Raw genomic sequence first — 21,765 nt, 5'->3', positions numbered from 1 at the left:
TCATAGCCGTCCCCGCGCGGCCCACAGATCGGGGAAGAACCGGTGTTCGCTCACCCGGCGCAGCCACGCCACTCCGTGGGTGCCGCCGGTGCCGGGCTTGGTGCCGATGATCCGTTCGACGGTGAGCAGGTGCAGGGACCGCCAGCGGCACATGGCCTCTGCCACGTCCGCCAGCGCCTCGGCGAGCCAGAACAGCTCCTCGTCCGGCGCGCTGCCCTTGGCGTAGACCCCCGCCCACGCCAGCTCGGCCGCTTCGCTCGGCTCGTACGGCTGCGACCAGTCGCGCTCCAGCAGCGCCGGCGGCAGTGCGGCGCCGCGTCGGGCGAGCAGCGCCAGGGCCGCGTCGTACACGCTGGGCTCGTCCAGCGCCCGGCGCACCTGCTCGGCCACCCCGGGGACGCCCAGGTGCGGGCGGGCGAGCCGGGGGTCCTTGTTGCCGAGGACGTACTCCACCATCCGGTACATGTACGACTGGAGTCCGGAGGCCTGTCCCAGGCTGTCGCGGAAGGCGTTGAACTCGGTGGGGGCGAGCGAGCCCAGTACGTCCCAGGTCGAGCACAGCAGCCCCGCCTCCCGGTGCACACGGCGCAGCACCCAGGTCGCCTGCCGTACCTCGTCCTGCTCCAGCAGGGCCCGCACCCGCGTCAGCTCCTCGTACAGGAGCTTGAACAGCAGCTCCTTGACCTGCCCGAGGACGTAGAAGGGCAACTCGGCGGGCTCGTCCGAGCGCGGCTGCTGGAGGGAGAGGAGGACGTCGATGGACTGGTAGTCGATGTACGGGGTGGAGCCGCCCGCGAAGTCGACCAGGGGTTCGCCGTCGCGCAGCGCCGCGAGCCGGGCCCGCTCGGCGTCGCTGCCGTGCCCGCCGAGGTCGCCGTGCCTGCGGAGGTCGCCGTGTCCGCCGAGGTCGCCGGAATCGCAGCCGCGGCTTCCGTTGCCGCCCGGCCCGGAGCCGGCCGTCATGCCTCGCACCTCGCCGGCCACTTCGCGCAGGCGCGTGCGTACCGGTCGGCGAACAGCGGGTCGGGCATCGTCACCGAGGCGTACCGGCGGCCGAAGCGCGCGTGGTAGGCGCCGAACCACTCCTCGTCGCCGTCCAGGAAGAGCACGTCGTGGAAGGCCATATGGCGGAGCGCGAACAGCGGTACCGGAGCCCGCGAGACCCGCAGGCCGGGGTTGCGGGCCGCGCGCTCCTCGCACGCCGGGTGGAACTGGCCGAGCATCAGATAGCGGGCCACCAGCTCGTGTTTCACCCTGCGGTGCGCCTCGTCCAGCAGGGGCAGCGCGGTGGCGTCCAGGCCGCCGAGGACGACGACGAACGCGTGGAGCGTACGGTTGCGCGTCGCCCACTCCGTCTCCTGGAACGTGTCGACCATCCGGTGCACCAGCGCGACCAGATCCTCCACCGACGGCTCGGGCCCGACCTCCCACTGGGCCACGCGCAGTGTCCCCGCCTCGATCGCCGGGCCGACGAACGGGCAGACGTGCCCGTCCCGTCCGAGCTGCCCGTGCGGCCGGCACAGGAAGTCCTCGAACCAGCGCCACGCCTGTTCCCGTGGCGCGGTGCAGTGCTCACCACTGTCCCCGTTGCACAAGTCCATTCGGTAAGAATCACGTCATCCCGGGCGGCGACGGCAGGCTCATCTCCGTCATCGTGCGCGGGTGCCCCTGGCATGCGCCGGGTGGGTGATGCCTGGTGGTACGGAGCGGGCGTGACGGGGAGAGAGGGGCGCGGCAGGAGGGGCCGCTGGGAGGTGGCTGCTTTTGCGTGGTTGCCGCCGGACCGGCCGGGCGTCCGCGGTCCCGCGCCGACGCGGTACGCGCACGATTGGGGGGTGACCCCCTCCTCGCGCCCCTTCCGCAGCGCAGCCGGGCTCCGCGGCGCCCTCGGCCTCGCGCAGGGGAACGCCGCGCGCCGGCTCACCCAGCTCTACGTGGGGCTGGTCCTCTTCGGCGCGAGCGTCGCCCTGCAACTGCGCGCCGGGCTCGGCCTCAACTCCTGGGACGTCTTCCACCAGGGCGTCGCCGAGCGGACCGGGCTGAGCATCGGCACCGTCGTCATCCTGGCCTCCGCCGCCGTGCTGCTGCTGTGGGTGCCGCTGCGCGAACGCCCCGGCCTGGGCACCGTCTCCAACGTGCTGCTGGTGGGCCTGGCGATGGACGCCACCTTGGCCCTCACCCCCACGCCGCAGCCGCTGCTGGTGCGTGTCCCGCTGTTCCTGGCCGCCGTGGTGCTCAACGGAGCCGCGACCGGCCTGTACATCGCCGCCTGCCTCGGCCCCGGGCCGCGCGACGGTCTGATGACGGGGCTGTGCCGGGTCACAGGCCGCTCCACCCGGCTGGTGCGGACCGTGATCGAGGTCGCCGTCCTGGTGACGGGTTTCCTGCTGGGCGGCTCCGTCGGCATCGGCACAGTGGTCCACGCGCTCACCATCGGGCCGCTGATCCAGTTCTTCCAGCGCCTCTTCGCGGTGCGGCAGCCGGATACGGCCGCCGGGCGGGGCGTGGCGGGGGAGGCGGCGCCCTGAGAGGGACACCGGGCGTCCGGCAGCGGGGGAGACAGGGATGTCGGCATCTACAGGCACACTGGGGGCCATGGCCATTCATGAAAACCTGCTCGGGGGCCCGCCCCCGACCCACCTCCCCGACGACCCCGAGCCCCGCGAGCTGCTCGCCGCCGGGACGGCGCCCGCCGAGGTCGCCGCGCAGTACCCCACCTCCTCGCTGGCGTGGGCGCAGCTCGCCGACGACGCGTTCGAGGCGGGCCGCGTCGTCGAGTCGTACGCCTACGCGCGCACCGGCTACCACCGGGGGCTGGACGCGCTGCGCCGCAACGGCTGGAAGGGGCACGGCCCCGTGCCGTTCGAGCACGAGCCGAACCGCGGCTTCCTGCGCGCGCTGCACGCCCTCGCCCGCGCGGCCCAGGCGATCGGGGAGCAGGACGAGTACGAGCGCTGCTCCTCCTTCCTGAAGGAGAGCTCGCCGACGGCGGCAGCCACCTTGGGCTGAGCACGTCTCGAAGGCGGCGGCAGGACAACTTGCCGCCGCCTTCGTCTTGCGCGCATGATGCGGAGTGGGCCCGCATCGGGCCCGAGGGGACCGGGGCTCCGATGTCTAGCCGGAAGGAGCGGACCGCTACCCGGAAGCACAGTGAGTGGAGACAGCGATGTCACACGACCCCGATGCCCCGGTACTGGATTTCGCGGGCACCACACCGTACGAGGACTACGTACGCGCCGACGTCCTCACCCACCTCCAGGACCCGCTCTCCGACGATCCGGGGGAGATGGCGTTCCTCGTCACCACGCAGGTGATGGAGCTGTGGTTCACCGTCATCGTGCACGAGTGGCAGACGGCGGCGACGCGACTGCGGCAGGACGACATCGAGGGCGCACTGGCCGCCCTCGAGCGCTCGACGTACGAGCTCACCTCGCTCAACGCCTCCTGGGAGCCGCTGGCCCATCTGACCCCGGCCCAGTTCAACGCCTACCGCTCGGCGCTGGGCGAGGGATCCGGCTTCCAGTCCGCGATGTACCGGCGGCTGGAATTCCTGCTGGGCGAGAAGTCCGCCTCCATGCTGGTGCCGCACCGGGGCTCGCCCCGGGTCCACGCCGAGCTGGAGAAGTCGCTCCACGAACCGAGCCTCTACGACGAGGCGCTGCGGTTCCTGGCCCGGCAGGGCGAGGACGTGCCCGAGGAGGTGCTGCGGCGGGACGTGTCGCTCAAGTACGAGCCGCACCCGGGGGTCGAGGAGGTCTGGGTGCGGGTCTACACGGGCGACCCCGGCAGCGCGGCGCACCGGCTCGGTGAGGCCCTGACCGAGGTCGCCGAGCTGGTGTGGCGCTGGCGGAACGACCACTTGGTGGCGACCCGCAGGGCGATGGGCGCCAAGGTCGGCACCGGCGGCTCCGCCGGTGTCGCCTGGCTGGAGAAGCGGGCGGCGAAACAGGTCTTCCCCGAGCTGTGGACGGCGCGCAGCCATGTCTGACAGCACTCTCGGGGCCGAGGGCGCCCAGGAGGCCCTCCAGCGGGACGCGGCCGATCCCCTCGCCCACCTGCGTGAGCTGTTCGTGCTCGACCCCGGCACCGTCTACCTCGACGGCAATTCCCTCGGGGCGCTGCCCAAGGCCGTCGAGGGGCGGCTGGCGGACGTCGTCTCCCGGGAGTGGGGGCAGCTGCGCATCCGGTCCTGGGAGGAGTCGGGCTGGTGGACGATGCCGGAGCGGGTCGGGGAGCGGGTGGCGCCGCTCATCGGCGCGGGGCCCGGCCAGGTCGTCGTCTCGGACTCGACCAGCGTCAACATCCTCAAGGCGCTGATCGGCGCGGTCCGCATCGCACGCCGGGACGATCCGGCGCGCGGCGAACTGCTGGTGGACGAGGCGACCTTCCCCACCGACGGCTATATCGCCGAGTCCGCGGCGCGGCTCACCGGCTGCACGGTGCGCGCCCTGGCGCCCGAACAGGTGCCCGGCGCCGTGGGTCCGCGTACCGCAGCCGTGCTCCTCAACCACGTCGACTACCGCACCGGCGCCCTGCGCGACCTGCCCGCGCTGACGGCCGCGGCGCACGACGCCGGCGCCCTCGCCGTCTGGGACCTGTGCCACAGCGCGGGCGCGCTGCCGGTGGAAGCCGACGCGCACGGCGTGGACTTCGCGGTCGGGTGCACGTACAAATTCCTCAACGGCGGCCCCGGAGCGCCCGCCTTCCTCTATGTACGCAGCGGACTCCAGGAGCGGTTCGACTCCCCGCTGCCGGGCTGGAACTCGCACGCCGACCCCTTCGCCATGACCCCCGACTACCGGCCGGCTGCCGGTGCGGCCCGCGGCCGGGTGGGCACCCCGGACATCCTGTCCATGGCCGCGCTGGAAGCCGCGCTCGCGGTCTGGGAGGGCGTGCGGATCGAGGACGTACGCGCCAAGTCGCTGGCGCTCACGGACTTCTTCCTGCGCTGTGTCGCCGTCTACGTACCGGACGGCTCAGCCGGCACAGGAGTGGCGGTGCGCTCCGTGACGCCCGCCGAACACGCGCGGCGCGGCAGCCAGATCGCGCTGCTGTGCGACCCGGCGGAACAGGCGGAGCCGGTGATGAAGGAGCTGATCGCGCGCGGTGTCGTAGGAGATTTCCGCCGTCCCGGAGTCCTGCGCTTCGGTTTCACCCCGCTCTACACTTCGTTCCAGGACGTCGAGCGCGCCGCCCGCGTCCTGGGCGAAGTGATCGGGGGAGCACGATGAGCCAGGACGAGGACAAGGCCCTGCTGGCACTCCAGCCGGCGACCCCCGAGCGCCAGGAGCGGTACGGACCCCACCCCTCGCAGGTCATCGACCTGTACGGAGAGGCCGCCGGCGGGGGCCGGGTGGTGCTGCTGCACGGCGGATTCTGGCGCGAGCAGTGGGACCGCAGTCATCTCTCGCCGTTCGCCGCCGCGTTGGCGGGCCAGGGCGTCCCCGTCGCGCTGGTCGAGTACCGCAGGGTCGGCGGCGACGGCGGCTGGCCCGCCACGGCGGAGGACGTCGACGCCGCCCTCGACCATCTGGGGGCCGTGCCCAGCGTCCTGTTCGGCCACTCGGCGGGCGGACAGCTGGCGCTGTGGGCGGCGGCCAAACGGGAGCGGGCCGCCGGGCGCGTGGTCGTGCTGGCCCCGATCGCCGATCTGGAGCGGGCTCACGCGATGCGGCTGAGCGGCGGGGCCGTCGCCGGGTTCCTCGGCGGCGAGGACAAGGTCGCCTCCTCGCTGTGGGAGGCCGACCCGATGCGGCTGCTGCCGCGTACGCCGGTGGAGATCCTGCACGGCACCGCGGACCAGGAGGTCCCCATCGAGCTGTCCCGCCGCTACGCCAACAACTGGGGCGCCCGCCTCCATCTGATGCCCGGCGTCGGCCACTACGCCCCCCTCACCCCCCGCACTCCCTCCTTCGACACCTTGTCCCGCTCCCTACGCTGAGGGCTGCGCCCCGCCAGGCCGACGAACCCGCCTGCGTACCCCGCACGGGGCTGCGCTTGCCCACTCTGCGTCTTGGGGGCACCTCCGGGACGGAGTCCGGGGGAGCAGGACGCGCCCCGTCAGGGGCGCGGGGAACTGCGCGAATAACCACAACGCACCCGCAGTCCGCGACGGACGGAAACGGGCACCCCCTCCCCGGTGCAGGGGAACCCGAACACGCGTCCGGCCCCGCGGAGCGGGGCCGGAACGGCACGTGGGAGCCTCAGTCCAGCACGATCTTGCCGATCGCCGCACCGGCGGTGATGGGCCGCACCTCGTTGTCGGTGATGTTGGTGATCTTGAACTTCTTGATGTCGGTGGTGTCGTTGTCGCTGCTGCTGATGCGAGCGTTCAGGGCGTGGTCGCTGTAGTCCTGGGCGACCGAGGTCCAGTACTGGTCGGCGTGGTCGCCGGCGAAGGCGGTGCCCGCCGAGCCGAAGACGGCGGCGGTCGCCAGGAGGGTGGCTGCGGTCGCGGTGCGGATGCGCATAGGTGCTCCTTGCGGGGTCTGGTGCGCGGTCTCGCGCGGTTCTGCCTGTGCGTCGAGAGCCCTTCCACACCCGGCACCGGAACGATCATCATTAGTCCGGAAGTGCCGCTCATATACCCCGCACGGGCGCCTGCGGCCCGCCACGGGAGGGGGTGACTCCACGCCCCGTCCGCGCCCCCGCCACACTCCTGCCATGGCCATGAACACACGCCGCCACGGCGCGGACCTGAATGCGGACCTGAACGAGGCCGTGCGAGCGGGCGCCACCCTGGGCCTCTTCGCGGCCTGGGCGCTGCACGATCTGGAGGAAGTGGCGATGATGCCGCGCTGGACGCGGACCCGCCTGCCCGAACTGCGGGAGCGGATACCCGGCGTGCCGGAGGCGGTGTGGGCGCGGCTGGAGTCGCTGGACGGCCGGCGCTTCGCGGCCGCGGTCGGCGTGATGGCCCTCGTCGTGGGCGCGGCGGCTGCGGACGGCTACCGCACGGGCGGGCGCAGCGCCTTCTACCAGCAGGCGCTCACCGGATTCGGCCTGCACGGCTTCGTCCACCTGGCCCAGGCCGCCGCCACCCGGGGGTACACCCCCGGCTCGGTGACCTCCCCGCTGCTGGTCATCCCCTTCACGGCCTGGGCCCGCCGCCGCCTGCGCGCGGCGGGCGTACTCCGGCCGACGACCGCCCGCGACCTGGCCCTCGGCCTCGGCACCGCAGCGGCGGCGACGGCGGCCTCCCACACCGTGGCCGACCGCCTGCTGCGCGCCCTGGACGGGCGCAAGCCTCAGCGCACGTAACGCTTCAGCGACTCCGTCTCCAACGAGATGCCGACCGGCTCGGGGATGTCCACCTGCTCCCCGAACGACGCCGTGTGCAGGTCGCTGTAGCGGCCCGCTTCCTGGTTCGGATTGGTGTGGACGACGACTTCGCACCGGTCGCGGTCGACGAGGAGGTAGACGGGGATGCCGGCTGCCGCGTACGCGGCCGGCTTCTCCTGGCGGTCCCGCTGGTCGGTGTCGGAGTCGTAGGAGGTGACCTCGACGGTCATCAGCACTCCCGCGGGGTCGGCCCATTCGCCTTGGCCCACGAAGTGGTCCGGAGGCACGAGTGAGCCGTCAGGGCGTGCTCTCCCCTTGCGGTAGGCACCCACCTTCAGACCCTGTGTCGGATCCAGGTCGAGGTCCGGGCGGGACCGCATGCACTGCTTGAGCAACCACATGATGAGACCCGCGTGAGCTCCGTCCGGCACTGCCTTCTCCCCGATCCGTCCACCGATGAACTCCAACGTGACGGTCTCGGGGGCGGTGGAGGCGATCCGCTCGAAGTCCTCAACGGACATATGAGACCCCTGCTCCACCGGCATGTGAGACGTGCGCTCGGCCATAACCGTCATGTTGCACCTCCTTCCAGGCAAAGGCCAGGGTGACCCGGCCCCGCCTGGAACGGAGGCGCGTTCTACCTCGGTTGACCCGAACGGGTGAACGGGTGGGTGAAGGCTCAGAGGAACGAGTTGATCTCGATCGTCTCGTCGCGGCCGGGGCCGACGCCGATGGCGGAGATGGGGGCTCCGGACATCTCCTCCAGGGCCTTCACATACGCCTGGGCGTTCTTGGGCAGGTCGGCGAAGGTCTTGGCCTTGGTGATGTCCTCGCTCCAGCCCGGCAGGTACTCGTAGACCGGCTTGGCGTGGTGGAAGTCGCTCTGGTTGTAGGGCAGCTCGGTGGTGCGCTCGCCCTCGATCTCGTAGGCGACGCAGACCGGGATCTGCTCCCAGCCGGTGAGCACGTCCAGCTTCGTGAGGAAGAAGTCGGTCAGGCCGTTGACCCGCGTCGCGTAGCGGGCGATGACCGCGTCGAACCAGCCGCAGCGCCGGTTGCGGCCCGTGGTGACGCCGAACTCGCCGCCGATGCGGCGCAGCGCCTCGCCGTCGTCGTCGAACAGCTCCGTCGGGAAAGGCCCCGCGCCCACGCGCGTGGTGTACGCCTTGAGGATGCCGATGACCCGGCTGATCTTCGTCGGGCCGACCCCGGCGCCGGTGCAGGCGCCGCCGGCGGTCGGGTTGGAGGAGGTGACGAACGGGTACGTGCCGTGGTCCACGTCCAGCAGCGTGCCCTGGCCGCCCTCGAACAGGACGACCTTGCCGTCGTCGATCGCGTCGTTGAGGATCAGGGTGGTGTCGGCGACATACCCCTTGAGCTGCTCGGCGTAGCCCAGCAGCTCATCGGCGACCTGCTGCGCGGAGATCGCGCGGCGGTTGTAGAGCTTGGCGAGGACCTGGTTCTTGAAGTCGAGCGCGGCCTCGATCTTCTGCATCAGGATGGACTCGTCGAACAGGTCCTGGACCCGGATGCCGACCCGGTTGATCTTGTCGGCGTAGCTGGGGCCGATGCCGCGGCCCGTGGTGCCGATGCGGCGCTTGCCCAGGAACCGTTCCGTCGTCTTGTCGAGCGTCGCGTGATACGAGGTGATCAGGTGCGCGTTACCGCTCACCAGCAGCTTGGAGGTGTCGACGCCGCGCTCCTGGAGCCCGCTCAGCTCGGAGAGCAGGACGGAGGGGTCGACGACGACGCCGTTTCCGATGACCGGGGTGCACCCCGGGGAGAGGATTCCGGAAGGGAGGAGATGGAGCGCGTACTTCTGGTCGCCGACGACGACCGTGTGACCGGCGTTGTTGCCGCCCTGGTAGCGCACCACATAGTCCACTGAGCCGCCGAGCAGGTCGGTGGCCTTTCCCTTGCCTTCGTCACCCCACTGAGCACCGAGCAGCACAAGTGCGGGCACAGGCGTACACCCCTTCCGGGCGGGGCATGTCCCACGTGCGGTGACGCCTCTCGGCGCCAGCGCAAGAGCCGCAGGCCGGTACCCCAGATAGAGGAAGCCCCTGGCGCAACAGCGGCAGGGGCTCTTGCACCGAGAGATTACCGAACAATTCTCCCGGGTGACGAACAGGGGAGTGTCCCGGGCCGGACGGACGTACGAACCAGCACCACCTCGGTACGCACTGGAAGTACGCCAGTACGCATCGAAAGTACGAATTTCGGAATTCATGAGGAAGGATCGTGGTGTCGGCTCCAGATTCCGCGAGGCCCCCCGCGAGCGTGGACCGGACCGCCGGGGGCACCCCCCGCTCGAAGAGTCCGGGTGAGGCCCCGCTGCTCGTGGTCGTCGACCCGGTCGCCCGGCTCACGGACGCCGAGTCCGTACGCATCGCACGCGACGTGCTGCGTGCGGGGACGCCGGGGCTCAAGCTGTGTCTCCCCGACGATCCGACCGAGACGCCGCGGCTACTGGCCCGGCGCGGCGCCAGGCGCCCCGTCCTGGTCGGCAACGACCGGGCCCTGCTGCGCGCGGTCCAGCACCTGCACGGGGAGCGCGCCCTGGCTCAGACGGCGCTGTCGGTGGTGCCGGTCGGCAACGGTCCCTCGGTAGCCCTCGCCCGCAGCCTCGGCCTGCCGCTGGACGCGGTCTCGGCGGCCCGTACGGTGCTGCGCGGCAGCCCGCGGGCGCTGGATCTGCTGGTCGACGAGGAGGACGGCGTCGTACTGGGCGGCCTGCGTACGGAGGGAGCGTCCGCCGGCTCCTCGCGGACGCCGCCGCACCGGGAGGGTGCCCCCTCGGCTGGGGCCGCCTCCACGTGGCGGCGGATGTCGCACGCCCTGGCGCGCACGCTGAGTTCCCGGGCGCACGGCGAGGCGGGCGAGCGGGGCGCCGCACCTCCGGCGCCCGCGCAGCGGGCGCCGGAGGTGCGGACGGTGCAGTGGTTGCGGGTGGAGGCGGATGGGGCGGTCGTCACCGGCCCTGATCGGCCGGTGACCGATGTGACCGTGCGGGCGAATGGTGCCGACGGGCTCGCCGAGGTCGCCGTCCACCCGGTGACGGGGGGACCCGTGCGGGTGCGGGCGAGGTCGGTGACGGTCTCCGCGCCGGAGGGCTTCCGCTATCGCGCCGACACGAGTGGCTGCGGCGCTCCAGTCGAGTCCCGCACCTGGACGGTGCTCCCTCGAGCCTGGCACCTGATCCTCCCAGCAGCCTGACCCCGCACGGGGGCTGCGCTTGCCCACCCTGCTCCCCCAAGCTCTTCGAGCAGGGGGCACCCCCAGGCGCAGACTGCCCAAGCGCAGAGGCTGGTCTTTCAGGGGCTCATCGGTCCTGACGCGACTGCCAGCGTTTCAGCAAAGCGTCCAACCCCTCACGCATGAACTCCAAGAACTCCGCACTCTCCCGCACCCGGCGCCCGCCGGGTGTGTCCGTGCCGATGGCCTCCGCTCCCGCGTTGAGGGTGACCAGCCACCGGTTGAGCACCTGGTCGCGGTTGAGCAGGGTCGTGTACCAGACGTCGTGATGCAGCTGGTACCGCTCGCGGCGCGACCCGGGGTCGCGCTGCCGGGAGACCATCCCGACCTGGGAGAGGTACCGCACGGCGCCGGAGATGGCGGCCGGGCTGGCCTGGAGGCGTTCGCTCAGTTCGGCGGAGGTGAGGGCGCCGTCGTCGGAGGTGAGCAGGCAGGCGAAGACGCGGGACGCCATCCGCTGCATGCCTGCCTCGGTGAGGTCGGCGGCGAACCGTTCGACGAAGGGGGAGACCCGCTCCTCGTAGTCCTCCAGAGGGTCGTCATCTGCCACGTCTGTCAGCTTCTTCCTGCTCAGCGGTGCTGTCGCTGCTGCTCATCGGTCCTGTGGAAGACCCTAACGCTTCCTTAACTTCACAAATTTGTGAAATGAGCGTAGCTTCCAAATCATGAACGCGTCCACGACCGCGACCGCCGCCGCCCCTTCCGCGGCATCCACCACGGCCATCTCCGTCTCAGGTCTCGTCAAGGCCTTCGGCAGTACCCGCGCCCTCGACGGGCTGGACCTGCAGGTCGCCACCGGCGAGGTGCACGGCTTCCTCGGCCCCAACGGCGCCGGGAAGTCCACCACCCTGCGCATTCTGCTGGGCCTGCTCCGCGCCGACGCCGGCACGGCCAGGCTGCTGGACGCCGATCCCTGGCACGACGCGGTCGCCCTGCACCGGCGGCTGGCCTACGTACCCGGCGACGTCGAACTGTGGCCCAACCTCACCGGCGGCGAGGCCATCGACCTGCTCGCGCGGCTGCGCGGCGGCATAGATGCCAAGAAGCGTGCGGAGCTGATCGAGCGCTTCGACCTCGACCCGACGAAGAAGGGCCGCAGCTATTCCAAGGGCAACCGGCAGAAGGTCGCCATCATCGCCGCGCTCGCCTCCGACGCCGAACTGCTGCTGCTGGACGAGCCCACCTCGGGGCTCGACCCGCTGATGGAGGTCGTCTTCCAGGACGTCATCCTCCAGGCGAAGGCCCAGGGCCGCACCGTCCTGCTCTCCAGCCACATCCTGTCCCAGGTCGAGAAGCTCTGCGACCGGCTGAGCATCGTCCGGCTCGGCAGGACCGTGCAGTCCGGAACGCTCGGCGAGATGCGCCATCTGACCCGTACGACCATCGAGGCGGAGACCGACGGGCCGCTGGCCGGCCTGGAGCAGCTGCCCGGCGTCCACGACCTGGTCACGGACGGCGGCCGGGTGCGCTTCGCCGTGGACGGCGCCCACCTCGACGCCGCCGTACGCCACCTGAGCGGGGTCGGCCTCCGCAGCCTGGTCAGCCACCCGCCGACGCTGGAGGAGCTGATGCTGCGGCACTACGGGGACGAACTGTCCGAACGCGGCCACACCTCGGCGGCTGCCACGGCGGACGCCTCGGCGGCGGAGGGCAGCTCGCGATGAGCACGGTCACCGACACCGCGCCCCGCACCGGGGCCGTACGCGACCAGAGCCGCCCCGCGGGCCAGGCGCTCGCCGGGACCGGCACCCTCTTCCGGTTCGCGCTGCGCCGCGACCGGGTGCGGCTGCCCGCCTGGGTGGTGGCGATCGTCTTCCTGACGCTCTCCAGCGTCAAGAAGGCCACCGACATGGCGCCGGACGACCCGGAGAAGGCGGCCGACATGGTCAAGACCCTCAGCGGTCCCGCCATGCTCGCCATGACCGGCCCCGAGCACTACCTGTCCGAGCTGACCCCCGCCTCCATGCTGAGCCTGCTGATGCTCGGCTACGGCGCGATCCTGGCCGGGCTGATGAGCGTGCTGACCGTCGTGCGGCACACCCGCGCCGACGAGGAGACGGGGATCGCCGAACTCGTCCGCTCCGGCGTCGTCGGCCGGCACGCCACCCTCACCGCGGCCCTCGCCACAGCGGCCACCGCCGACGCGGTCCTCGGCCTGCTGCTCGCCGGCATGCTGCCCGGCGCCGGGCTCGACGGTGCGACCGCGGGCGGAGCGCTGCTCTACGGCGCGGCGATCACCGTCATCGGCCTCGTCTTCGCGGGCGTCGCCGCCGTGACCGTTCAGCTCTCGGCCCACGCCAGGGCCGCGTCCGGTGCCGCACTCGCCGTACTGGGCGCCGCCTACGCGCTGCGCGCAGCCGGCGACGTCGGCACCGGTGCGGTCTCCGCGCTCTCCGTGCTCTCCCCGATCGGCTGGATCCAGCGCGCCTACCCCTTCGTGGACAACCGCTGGTGGCCGCTGCTGCCCGCGCTCGCACTGGCCGTCGGCACGGCCGCCGCCGGGTACGTGCTCAGCACCCGGCGCGACGTGGGGGCCGGTCTGCTGCCGCCCAGGACGGGCAGGCGCGGTGCCTCGGCCGCGCTCACCCACCCGCTGGGCTTCGCCGTACGGCTGCACCGCGGGCTGCTCCTCGGCTTCAGCGCGGCCCTGCTGGTGCTCGGCGCGATGTACGGCTCGATCCTCGGTGACGTGGACGACATGCTCAAGGACCTGGACGACGTGCGCGAAGCGCTCGCCGAGGCGGGCGGCACGCTGGTCGAGTCGTTCGCCTCCACGGTGATGCTCGTCGTCGCCGTCGTCGCCTCGCTGTTCGTGGTGATGGCCGCGCTGCGGCCCCGCTCCGAGGAGACCTCGGGCCGCGTCGAGCCGCTGCTGGCCACCGGCCTGTCACGGACCCGCTGGGCCGCCTCGCACCTGGTGGCTGCGCTGGGCGGCGGCACGCTCGTCCTGCTGCTGGGCGCGCTCGGCCTCGGCCTGGCGGGAGCCGCCTCCGTGGGCGACGGCGACCTGTTCGCCGACCTGCTGGGCGCCGGTCTGGCCTACGCCCCGGCTCTGTGGGTGACCGGAGGTGTCGCCGTGCTGCTGTTCGGCTGGGCGCCGCGTGCGACGGCCCTCGCCTGGGCGGTACCCGCCTACGGCTTCGCCGTCGGTTACGTCGGCAAGCTCCTCGACCTGCCCGGCTGGCTGAACGACCTCTCCCCCTTCGGACACGTTCCCCAGCTCCCCGCCACCGAGCTGCGCTGGACCCCGCTGGTGCTGCTCACCCTGGTGGCCGCGGCCCTGATCGCCTGCGGTCTCGCCGGCTTCCGCCGCCGGGACCTGGACACCAAGTAGGGCCGCAAGTAGGGCCGAAGGGGTACGGGGCCTCGCCGACGCCGGCTCACTTCTCCGGGTACAGGGCGTCCATGGCGACGGAAAGCTGCCGCAGGGCATCGGCCACCCGCTCGAACGCCTCCTCGCCGCCGAGCTCTTCGCACAGCCGCCGGGCCAGATCGGCGTGGCCGGGGACGGTCCGTTCGACGGCGTCGCGGCCCGCGCGGGTGGGGGTCAGGAGCTTGGCCCGGCGGTGGGCCGGGTTGGGTTCGTACGCGGCGAGGCCGCGCTCGACCAGCAGGTCGGCGACCCGCTGCACGCTCTGCCGGGTGATGCCCATGGCGCGGGCTATCCCGGAGACGGGGAGCGGTTCGCGGAGCACGGCGCCGAGCACCTGCCACCAGGTGGCGGTCAACCCCGCCGGGCGGGCGATGAGTTCGGAGGCGGCGAGGAACTGGCCGTTGAGCCGGAAGACGGCCGGCGCGGTCCGGCTGAGCAGCTCCGCCTCCCGGGAGTGGCCGCGGTGCTCGCTCATGCCTGCGCCGCCGCGAAGACCGCGTACGCCTCCGGGTCGGAGTGCTGGTGCAGCCGGTAGAAGGCGTCCACGACCGGAGGTTCGTAGGCGCCCAGCCGGGCGAGGATCTCGCGGGCGAAGGCGACGGGTTCGGTGGGTCCTGCCGTGATCAGGTCGCGGTCGGTGACGGCGTCGGCGTCGCGGTAGTGGGCGCCGCCCCGGTAGCCGTTGGCTGCCTGGAGGAACTCGCGCGCCGCGCTGGTGTGGCCCCGCTCGTCGAGCAGTCCCTCGTCGGCCAGTCCCCAGACGGCCCCGCAGATGGCGGCGACGGGTACGCCCGCGTGCAGGAACTCCCGCGCGGTGTAGGCGAAGTCGGCGAGCGCGCCGCTGGTCCAGGTGTCGGCGCCGGGCAGGATCAGCATCCGGCTGTCGACGGGGCGCAGACCGTCGAGCGTCATATCGGGCTCGATGCGCAGCCCGCCCTTGGTGGTGACGGTGTTGCCGGTGAGGCCGACGGTGCGTACGCCGCCGGGGATGTGGGCGACGGCGTGACCGTACTCCCAGTCGGCGACGGTGTCGTACACGGCGAGATGAACGGTCATGGCGGCCTCCACGGGCGCTTTTCGATCCTGTTGACAGAATATTGTCATTTCGACAGGAGTCTGTCAAATATCTTCGCGTCGCACCTGCGTCACGCCGGCAGCGGCCGCTCGTGCACCACGTGTTTCATCACCAGCGTCGAGCTCAGCCGCTGCACGCCCGGCAGCGTCGCGAGGTTCTCGTCGTAGAGACGCTGGAAGGCGGCCAGGTCGGCGGTGACGACGCGGAGCAGATAGTCGGGGTCGCCGAAGAGCCGCTGGGCCTGGACGACCTGCGGGAGCTCGGTCAGCGCCTGTTCGAAGGCGGAGATCGTGCTCCGGTCCTCCTGGCGCATCGTGACGAAGACGAGGGCGTCGAAGGTGAGGCCCACCGCGTCGGCGTCGACCACGGCCCGGTAGCCGCGGATGGCGCCGCCGCGTTCCAGCTCGCGCAGCCGGCGGTGGCACGGGGAGAGGCTGAGCCCCACCCGCGCGGCCAGCTCGGTGACGGTCAGCCGTCCGTCGTTCTGGAGCTCCGCAAGAATCTGCCGGTCCAAGTCGTCCATGGGGAAGATTCTTCCACTGGCAGCGGGTGAGGCGACCGCTTCAGGGAACACCTTCGGGGCATTTCTTCCTATTCTTCCTCACCGCACCCGTCAGTGAGGAAGGACCGTCCATGGCTGTCAGCTCCATAGCCGCGTTTTTCACCGTCTCCTTTCTCCTTGTCCTCGTCCCGGGCGCGGACTGGGCGTACACGATCACCGCCGGGCTGCGTGACCGGTCGGTGGTGCCCGCCGTCGGCGGGCTGATGCTGGGGTACGTGGGGCTCACCGCCGTCGTCGTGGCAGGTGTGGCCGCGCTGGTCGCGCAGACACCCGGCGTACTGACCGCGCTCACCACCCTGGGCGCCGGCTACCTGGTGTGGCTCGGGGCGACCACCTTCGCGGGCGCGAAGGACGCGGGGGCCGAGGACGCCGGGGCGCAGCAGGCGGCCGACGCCGAGGCGGGCGGGCCCGGCGCGCGCTCCCGGGTGCTCAAGGGCGCCGGGGTCAGCGGACTGAACCCCAAGGCGCTGCTGCTCTACCTGGCGCTGCTGCCGCAGTTCGCCGACCAGCACGGACAGTGGCCGCTCGCCCTCCAGATCGGGCTCCTCGGGCTGCTGCACATGTGCACGGCAGGCGCCGTCTACCTGGGCGTCGGCTCGCTGGCCCGCGGCGTCCTGCGCGCCCGCCCCGCCGCGGCCCGCGTCGTCACCCGGCTCTCCGGGGTCGTGATGGTCGTGCTGGGTGCCCTGCTGCTGGTGGAGCAGATCCCGCACTGAGGGCCGGCTGCACCGCCCTCTCTGCGGAGAAAGGCGGAGGGCGACACTACGCTGGCTGTCACTCTTCCGGGGGCCTCCCTGCCCGGAGGGTGCCCGTCCGGGGCCGGACGGGCGACACGCGAGCGAACCGAGGTACCGATCGTGACAGCGCACCACCGACCCTCAGCGCAGCCCGCCCCCGCGCCGCGGCCCGACCCGGCCGCCGGCCGCGCTGTGTACGAGGCCGACCGGGCACACGTCTTCCACTCCTGGTCGGCGCAGGGGCAGATCGATCCGCTCGCGGTCGCGGGCGCCCAGGGCTCCTACTTCTGGGACTACGAGGGGAACCGGTACCTCGACTTCACCAGCGGCCTGGTCTTCACCAACATCGGCTACTCGCACCCCAAGGTCGTCGCCGCGATCCAGGAGCAGGCGGCGCGGATGTGCACCTTCGCTCCCGCGTTCGCTCTCGAGGCACGCTCCGAGGCGGCCCGGCTGATCGCCGAGCGGACGCCGGGCGACCTGGACAAGATCTTCTTCACCAACGGCGGCGCCGACGCCGTCGAGCACGCCATCCGTATGGCACGCCTGCACACCGGGCGCCCCAAGGTGCTGTCCGCCTACCGCTCGTACCACGGCGGCACCCAGCAGGCCGTCAACCTCACGGGCGACCCGCGCCGCTGGGCGTCCGACAGCGGCACCGCGGGCGTCGTCCACTTCCACGGGCCGCATCTGTACCGCACCCAGTTCTACTCCGAGACCGAGGAGCAGGAGTGCGAGCGGGCGCTGGCGCATCTGGAACAGACGCTCGCCTACGAGGGCCCGCAGACGGTCGCCGCCGTCATCCTGGAGACCGTCCCCGGCACCGCGGGGATCATGATGCCGCCGCCCGGGTACCTGGCGGGTGTGCGGGAGATCTGTGACCGGTACGGCATCGTCTTCGTGCTGGACGAGGTGATGGCGGGCTTCGGCCGCACCGGCACCTGGTTCGCGGCCGACCTCTTCGACGTCGTACCCGATCTGATGACGTTCGCGAAGGGCGTCAACTCCGGCTACGTGCCGCTGGGCGGCGTCGCGATCTCCGCGAAGATCGCCGAGACCTTCGAGCAGCGCCCCTACCCGGGCGGGCTCACCTACTCGGGGCACCCGCTGGCGTGCGGCGCCGCGGTCGCGACGATCCGCACCATGGCGGAGGAGGGCATCGTCGAGCACGCCGCGCAGCTGGGCGAGACCGTCATCGGCCCCGCGCTGCGCGAGCTGGCCGACCGCCACCCCTCGGTCGGCGAGGTGCGCGGCACCGGCGTCTTCTGGGCCCTCGACCTGGTGCGCGACCGCGAGACCCGCGAACCGCTGGTCCCCTACAACGCGACCGGTGCCGCTGGCGCCCCCATGGCCGACTTCGCCGCAGCGGCCAAACGCGGCGGCCTGTGGCCGTTCGTCAACATGAACCGCACCCATGTCGTGCCGCCGTGCACCATCACCGAGGCCGAACTCAAGGACGGCCTGAGCGTTCTGGACGAGGCGTTGAGCGCCGCCGACGCACACACCGTCGGAGGCACGGGGGCGTGATCAAACGCAGCACCCTGCGCTCGCAGATCGCCACCGCGCTGCGCGACGAGATCCTGGCCGGCCGGCTCGCCACGGGCCGGGACTTCACGGTCAAGGAGATCGCCGAGCAGTACGGCGTTTCCGCGACTCCGGTACGGGAGGCGCTGGTCGATCTCGCGGCGCAGGGGCTGCTGGACGTGGAGCAGCACCGGGGTTTCCGTGTACACGAGTTCACGCTCGCCGACTACCGCGCCATGTGCGAGGCGCGGGAGTTGGTCGTGGACGGCGTCTTCCAGGGAATCGAGGGCAGTACCGCCGGCGCCGACGCCGCGGCCGAGTCCGCCGGTATGTCGGTCGCCCGGCGGGCGACCGGCGGCTTGGGCCCCCAGACGCTGGCCTCGGTACGCCGCCGGGCCGACGCCGCTGAACGCGCGGCACGCGCCGGGGACCTCGATGTGCTGATCGCCTACGACCTGCGGTTCTGGCGGGAGTTGAGCGGACTGCTGGGCAATCCGTACGTCTGCGACTTCCTCGACCGGCTGCGGATACAGTGCTGGGTCTACGCGGTCCCGGTGCTGCGTCGGCACCCCTCGCTGCGCGGCCGCCTGTGGTCGGGGCACAACGCGCTGCTGGACGCCGTCGAGTCGGGCGACGCGCGCGCCGCCCGCGAGGTCATCGCCACCTACAACCAGCACGCGCTGGCCCAGGTCGGCGCCGAGCACCATGCATGACGGCCCTGGCGGCCACTCACTCCTGTGCCGGCCGACAGGGCGACGGTCGGCAGGGGCGACGGACGGAAGGGGCCGCACTACGCTGGGACACCGGCAGGTCCCTGACGGTATTGGAGCGCCCCTTGGCCTGTGATCTCTGGCTCGTCCCCCTCGTCGACGTGCTCTGCCACAGCCCCGACAACCCCTTCTCGGAAGAGATCGCCACCTACGACAGGGTGCTCACCGAGGCCGGCCTGCCCACGGTCCCCGTCTTCGGTTACATGCCGGGCCTCTCCGGGGACGTGGCGCCGGTCGCGGGCTTCGACTACGAGGCCCTGCACTACCTGCGCCGCGCCTACTTGCTGCTGGCCTCCGGGCTGGAGGTCACCCCGGTGGGGGAGTTGGGCAACGACTACGAGCAACTCCTGGAGATGTTCGAGCAGACGGCACGGCAGTCGCATCTGGTGTGGCACTACGACCACGCGGGCGTCTACATCCCGGTGGACTTCGCCGCGCCGCTCAACGACGAGGAACTGCTGGAGGGCGGCGGCCCGCTGGGCTCCAGCCACGGCCTGCTGCGGGAGCTCCAGGTGGTCGGCCCGCACCTGGGGATCGACCCGGACAACCCGCCGCCGGCGCCCGCTGCGCCGCTGCGCCCCACCGAGCTGGACGAGCCCGCGGCCTCCGCGGCCATCGGCTACGAGGACGGCACCCCGTTCGGCAGGGAGCGGCATGTGTGGCTGAGCCTGCACGCCGCCGCGACCCGCAGCCTGGCCCAGGGGTCGATGATCGTCTTCGGCTGACCTGTGGCCTGTGACCTGTGGCCTGTGGCCGTCAGCCGCCGGGCGGCCGCTGCCGCGGCATGGTGGCCCAGCCCCCGGAGCCGTTCGGCGGCGGGGGCAGCCTGCGCACCGGGGCGCCCCGCATCCCGGGCCCCGCGCTGTGCGAGGCCAGTGCGAGGGGGGAGCCCGCGGTACGGAACGAGACCATCCAGTCCACCGTCTCGGCCCGTACGGTCTCGTTCACGTCCTCCGAGAAGCGGCGGAGCACGGCCAGCGCCCGCTCCGCCGCCTCACCGGCCGTGCCCTCGGCGGGGCCGAGCACCTCGCGGACGTTCTCGGCGGCCCACTCGTAGCGCAGCACCTCCAGCCGCCGGTGCACGGCGAGCGCGGCGGCGACGTCCCGCATCCACCCCGACGTCAGCCCGAGCCAGCGGTCGGCGAGGGCGCACACGGCCGCGAACAGCAGGGCGAGGTAACCGACGTAGCCGGAGTGCCCCTGCGCTAAGGCGACGCCTGCCAGGTCGGCGAGCGGCACCAGCGCCCCCACCGCGGCGCCCACCACCACCCCGCCGCGCAGCAGCCGGGCCCACCGGCGCTTGCGTACCCGGTCGGTCAGATACCACTCGACGAGGCGCATCGCCTCCTGCTCCACCCACTGGTACAGCTCTTCGAGGCGCTCGGCGGGCTCGTTCCAGTCCCCGGACGGGAACCCCCGCCCCAGCAGATCCGGCTGCTTGACCCGCTTCACCCACTGCTCCTTCATCGTGTTCCACGCGTTTCCGGCGGCCTCCCTTCCTACCGCCAAAAGTGGGACCACGATGCCGATCCGCACCGATTTCCCCCCAGAAGTGGCGCCTGGTCGGGTATAGGGCGCCACCGTGTCACTCGTAAGGGCCGCACAAGGGCGGTCGCGCGGGCCGCTAGGGTTGGCGGCGTGAGGATTCTGGTCATTGGCGGCGGTGCCCGCGAACACGCAATCTGTCGCTCGCTCTCCCTCGACCCCGAGGTCAGCGCCGTGCACTGCGCGCCCGGCAACGCCGGTACCGCCGAGGTGGCCACACCGCACGCGGTGGACGCGCTCGACGGCGAGGCGGTCGCCGCGCTCGCCGCTTCCGACCAGGTCGGCGCCGACCTGGTCGTCATCGGCCCCGAGGCGCCGCTGGTCGCGGGCGTCGCCGACGCGGTCCGTGCGCGCGGCATCCCCGTCTTCGGGCCGTCGGCCGAGGCGGCCATGCTGGAGGGCTCCAAGGCGTTCGCCAAGGACGTCATGGCCGGAGCCGGCGTGCCCACGGCGCGCAGCTATGTGTGCACCACGCCCGAGGAGGCCGACACCGCGCTGGACGCGTTCGGCCCGCCCTACGTCGTCAAGGACGACGGCCTCGCCGCGGGCAAGGGCGTCGTGGTGACCGACGACATCGAGCAGGCACGCGCCCACGCCCGCGCCTGCGGCGGCGCCGTCGTGATCGAGGAGTTCCTGGACGGCCCCGAGGTCTCCCTCTTCGCGGTGACCGACGGCGAGACCGTCGTGCCCCTCCAGCCCGCGCAGGACTTCAAGCGCGCCTACGACGCCGACGAGGGCCCCAACACCGGAGGCATGGGCGCGTACTCGCCGCTGCCGTGGGCCGACCCGAAGCTGGTGGACGAGATCACCACCACGGTCCTGGAGCCGACCGTCGCCGAACTGCGCCGCCGCGGCACCCCCTTCTCCGGGCTGCTGTACGCGGGCCTCGCGCTCACCTCGCGCGGGGTGCGGGTCATCGAGTTCAACGCCCGGTTCGGCGACCCGGAGACGCAGGCGGTGCTGGCCCGGCTGCGTACGCCCCTGGGCGGGCTGCTGTACGCGGCGGCGACCGGAGCGCTCGCGGACTTCCCGGAGCTGCGCTGGAGCGACGGCGCTGCGGTCACCGTCGTGGTCGCGGCCCACGGTTACCCGGCGAAGCCCCGTACGGGGGATGTCGTCGAGGGGCTGGCGGAGATCGAACGCGTGGACGGTCCGCAGGCGTACGTGCTGCACGCGGGCACCAGGGCCGACGAGGACGGTACGGTCCGCAGCGCAGGCGGCCGGGTCCTGTCGGTCACCGCGACCGGCGCGGATCTGACCGAGGCGCGGGAGCGGGCGTACGCGGCGGTCGGCCGCGTCCGGCTGGAGGGCTCGCACCACCGCACGGACATCGCCCGGCGGGCCGCGGCCGAGGCCGCGGAGAGCTGATCCGGCCCGCCCGGCGGGGCGGTGCGCCAGGACCGCTCGACGGAGTGTTCGGAGGTCGCGTCCATATACCCCCGGTCCCGCACGGGCAAGAGCTCTCCCCAAAGCCATTCCATCGAGTGACGACGCCCGCTTACGGCTGACGCACGCGCACGCCCCAACTATGGTGCCGCACAAGCGCCGTGAGGCCGCCGCCGGGCCGCCGCGCGGGTGGTGCGCGGGCGGATACGGACTGCCCGCGCGCGGTCCGGCCGACCGCCGTACGGACCGTCCGTCGT

At 72.4% G+C, this 21,765-nt stretch carries 24 protein-coding genes; 14 read left to right on the top strand and 10 right to left on the bottom strand.

Features of this window, described 5'->3' with window-relative positions; translation table 11 throughout:
- Together HC362_RS15780 and HC362_RS15775 are read right to left on the bottom strand one after the other, a co-directional pair.
- Positions 1-963: a tryptophan 2,3-dioxygenase family protein gene (locus tag HC362_RS15780; RefSeq protein ID WP_243084602.1), complete on the bottom strand. Its 963-nt coding sequence runs from the start codon at positions 961-963 to the stop codon at positions 1-3.
- The gene (locus HC362_RS15775) at positions 960-1,601 is read right to left on the bottom strand and encodes a DUF6875 domain-containing protein (protein WP_243084601.1); all 642 of its coding nucleotides are present in this window, start codon (positions 1,599-1,601) and stop codon (positions 960-962) included. The genes HC362_RS15780 and HC362_RS15775 overlap by 4 nt, the downstream gene beginning before the upstream one ends.
- A 333-nt stretch (positions 1,602-1,934) precedes the next feature.
- Between HC362_RS15775 and HC362_RS15770 the strand changes: the two genes are divergently transcribed.
- The 5 genes from HC362_RS15770 (at position 1,935) to HC362_RS15750 (ending at position 5,941) form a co-directional block, all read left to right on the top strand.
- Complete coding sequence (locus tag HC362_RS15770) at positions 1,935-2,528, top strand: hypothetical protein (protein ID WP_243088617.1); 594 nt, start codon at positions 1,935-1,937, stop codon at positions 2,526-2,528.
- A gap of 67 nt (positions 2,529-2,595) precedes the next feature.
- Positions 2,596-3,009, top strand: coding sequence for a DUF3151 domain-containing protein (locus HC362_RS15765; protein ID WP_243084600.1), 414 nt, complete (start codon positions 2,596-2,598; stop codon positions 3,007-3,009).
- A 157-nt stretch (positions 3,010-3,166) separates the two neighbouring features.
- A complete protein-coding gene (locus tag HC362_RS15760; protein ID WP_243084599.1) occupies positions 3,167-3,988 on the top strand; it encodes a tryptophan 2,3-dioxygenase family protein in 822 nt (273 codons plus the stop codon).
- Complete coding sequence (gene kynU / locus HC362_RS15755; RefSeq protein ID WP_243084598.1) at positions 3,981-5,231, top strand: kynureninase; 1,251 nt, start codon at positions 3,981-3,983, stop codon at positions 5,229-5,231. The genes HC362_RS15760 and kynU overlap by 8 nt, the downstream gene beginning before the upstream one ends.
- Positions 5,228-5,941 (top strand): alpha/beta fold hydrolase, encoded by a 714-nt coding sequence (locus HC362_RS15750; protein WP_243084597.1) that lies wholly within the window; start codon positions 5,228-5,230, stop codon positions 5,939-5,941. The genes kynU and HC362_RS15750 overlap by 4 nt, the downstream gene beginning before the upstream one ends.
- A 262-nt stretch (positions 5,942-6,203) precedes the next feature.
- Here HC362_RS15750 and HC362_RS15745 read toward each other — a convergent pair whose 3' ends face one another.
- Positions 6,204-6,470: a hypothetical protein gene (locus HC362_RS15745; protein ID WP_243084596.1), complete on the bottom strand. Its 267-nt coding sequence runs from the start codon at positions 6,468-6,470 to the stop codon at positions 6,204-6,206.
- Positions 6,471-6,663: 193 nt separating this feature from the next.
- Between HC362_RS15745 and HC362_RS15740 the strand changes: the two genes are divergently transcribed.
- Positions 6,664-7,260: an HXXEE domain-containing protein gene (locus tag HC362_RS15740; RefSeq protein ID WP_243084595.1), complete on the top strand. Its 597-nt coding sequence runs from the start codon at positions 6,664-6,666 to the stop codon at positions 7,258-7,260.
- On the opposite strand, the gene HC362_RS15735 is transcribed toward HC362_RS15740, so the two are convergent.
- Together HC362_RS15735 and HC362_RS15730 are read right to left on the bottom strand one after the other, a co-directional pair.
- Positions 7,248-7,856 carry a Uma2 family endonuclease gene (locus HC362_RS15735; RefSeq protein WP_243084594.1) on the bottom strand — a complete coding sequence of 203 codons (609 nt, stop codon included), beginning with the start codon at positions 7,854-7,856 and terminating at the stop codon, positions 7,248-7,250. The genes HC362_RS15740 and HC362_RS15735 overlap by 13 nt on opposite strands.
- A 104-nt stretch (positions 7,857-7,960) precedes the next feature.
- Entirely contained in the window at positions 7,961-9,244 is a 1,284-nt protein-coding gene (locus HC362_RS15730; RefSeq protein WP_243084593.1) for an adenylosuccinate synthase, read from the bottom strand.
- Between the two features lie 317 nt (positions 9,245-9,561).
- Between HC362_RS15730 and HC362_RS15725 the strand changes: the two genes are divergently transcribed.
- Complete coding sequence (locus tag HC362_RS15725; protein WP_243084592.1) at positions 9,562-10,497, top strand: hypothetical protein; 936 nt, start codon at positions 9,562-9,564, stop codon at positions 10,495-10,497.
- A 106-nt stretch (positions 10,498-10,603) separates the two neighbouring features.
- Here the strand turns inward: HC362_RS15725 and HC362_RS15720 are convergent, their stop codons facing one another.
- Positions 10,604-11,086, bottom strand: coding sequence for a MarR family transcriptional regulator (locus HC362_RS15720; RefSeq protein ID WP_243084591.1), 483 nt, complete (start codon positions 11,084-11,086; stop codon positions 10,604-10,606).
- A 115-nt stretch (positions 11,087-11,201) separates the two neighbouring features.
- Here HC362_RS15720 and HC362_RS15715 point away from each other — a divergent pair, with 115 nt between their 5' ends.
- Together HC362_RS15715 and HC362_RS15710 are read left to right on the top strand one after the other, a co-directional pair.
- Entirely contained in the window at positions 11,202-12,200 is a 999-nt protein-coding gene (locus HC362_RS15715) for an ABC transporter ATP-binding protein (protein ID WP_243084590.1), read from the top strand.
- The gene (locus HC362_RS15710) at positions 12,197-13,870 is read left to right on the top strand and encodes an ABC transporter permease (RefSeq protein WP_243084589.1); all 1,674 of its coding nucleotides are present in this window, start codon (positions 12,197-12,199) and stop codon (positions 13,868-13,870) included. Before HC362_RS15715 ends, HC362_RS15710 begins: the two co-directional genes overlap by 4 nt.
- 46 nt (positions 13,871-13,916) lie before the next feature.
- Here the strand turns inward: HC362_RS15710 and HC362_RS15705 are convergent, their stop codons facing one another.
- The 3 genes from HC362_RS15705 to HC362_RS15695 all read right to left on the bottom strand — a co-directional run bounded on the left by HC362_RS15705 (position 13,917) and on the right by HC362_RS15695 (position 15,507).
- The gene (locus HC362_RS15705) at positions 13,917-14,384 is read right to left on the bottom strand and encodes a MarR family transcriptional regulator (protein ID WP_243084588.1); all 468 of its coding nucleotides are present in this window, start codon (positions 14,382-14,384) and stop codon (positions 13,917-13,919) included.
- A complete protein-coding gene (locus HC362_RS15700; protein WP_243084587.1) occupies positions 14,381-14,965 on the bottom strand; it encodes a DJ-1/PfpI family protein in 585 nt (194 codons plus the stop codon). Before HC362_RS15700 ends, HC362_RS15705 begins: the two co-directional genes overlap by 4 nt.
- Before the next feature lie 89 nt (positions 14,966-15,054).
- Complete coding sequence (locus HC362_RS15695) at positions 15,055-15,507, bottom strand: Lrp/AsnC family transcriptional regulator (RefSeq protein WP_243084586.1); 453 nt, start codon at positions 15,505-15,507, stop codon at positions 15,055-15,057.
- 110 nt (positions 15,508-15,617) lie between these two features.
- Here HC362_RS15695 and HC362_RS15690 point away from each other — a divergent pair, with 110 nt between their 5' ends.
- From HC362_RS15690 to HC362_RS15675, 4 genes are all read left to right on the top strand, one after another.
- Positions 15,618-16,262, top strand: a complete 645-nt coding sequence (locus HC362_RS15690; RefSeq protein ID WP_243084585.1) for a LysE family translocator — start codon at positions 15,618-15,620, stop codon at positions 16,260-16,262.
- Between the two features lie 141 nt (positions 16,263-16,403).
- On the top strand, positions 16,404-17,810 hold the full coding sequence (locus tag HC362_RS15685; RefSeq protein ID WP_243084584.1) for an aspartate aminotransferase family protein: 1,407 nt from the start codon (positions 16,404-16,406) through the stop codon (positions 17,808-17,810).
- Positions 17,807-18,520, top strand: a complete 714-nt coding sequence (locus HC362_RS15680) for a GntR family transcriptional regulator (protein WP_243084583.1) — start codon at positions 17,807-17,809, stop codon at positions 18,518-18,520. Before HC362_RS15685 ends, HC362_RS15680 begins: the two co-directional genes overlap by 4 nt.
- Before the next feature lie 122 nt (positions 18,521-18,642).
- Entirely contained in the window at positions 18,643-19,302 is a 660-nt protein-coding gene (locus HC362_RS15675; protein WP_243084582.1) for a hypothetical protein, read from the top strand.
- A gap of 31 nt (positions 19,303-19,333) precedes the next feature.
- Here HC362_RS15675 and HC362_RS15670 read toward each other — a convergent pair whose 3' ends face one another.
- Positions 19,334-20,044, bottom strand: coding sequence for an SLATT domain-containing protein (locus tag HC362_RS15670; protein WP_243084581.1), 711 nt, complete (start codon positions 20,042-20,044; stop codon positions 19,334-19,336).
- A 171-nt stretch (positions 20,045-20,215) separates the two neighbouring features.
- On the opposite strand from HC362_RS15670, the gene purD reads away from it, so the two are divergent.
- Positions 20,216-21,490, top strand: a complete 1,275-nt coding sequence (gene purD, locus HC362_RS15665) for a phosphoribosylamine--glycine ligase (RefSeq protein ID WP_243084580.1) — start codon at positions 20,216-20,218, stop codon at positions 21,488-21,490.
- Positions 21,491-21,765: the final 275 nt, after the last annotated feature.

Origin of the sequence: Streptomyces sp. 891-h, from assembly GCF_022760275.1 — a bacterium.
Taxonomy (GTDB): Bacteria; Actinomycetota; Actinomycetes; order Streptomycetales; family Streptomycetaceae; genus Streptomyces; species Streptomyces spirodelae.
Note: the sequence above shows the minus strand (reverse complement) of the source record. Positions and strands in the feature narration are given on the sequence as shown.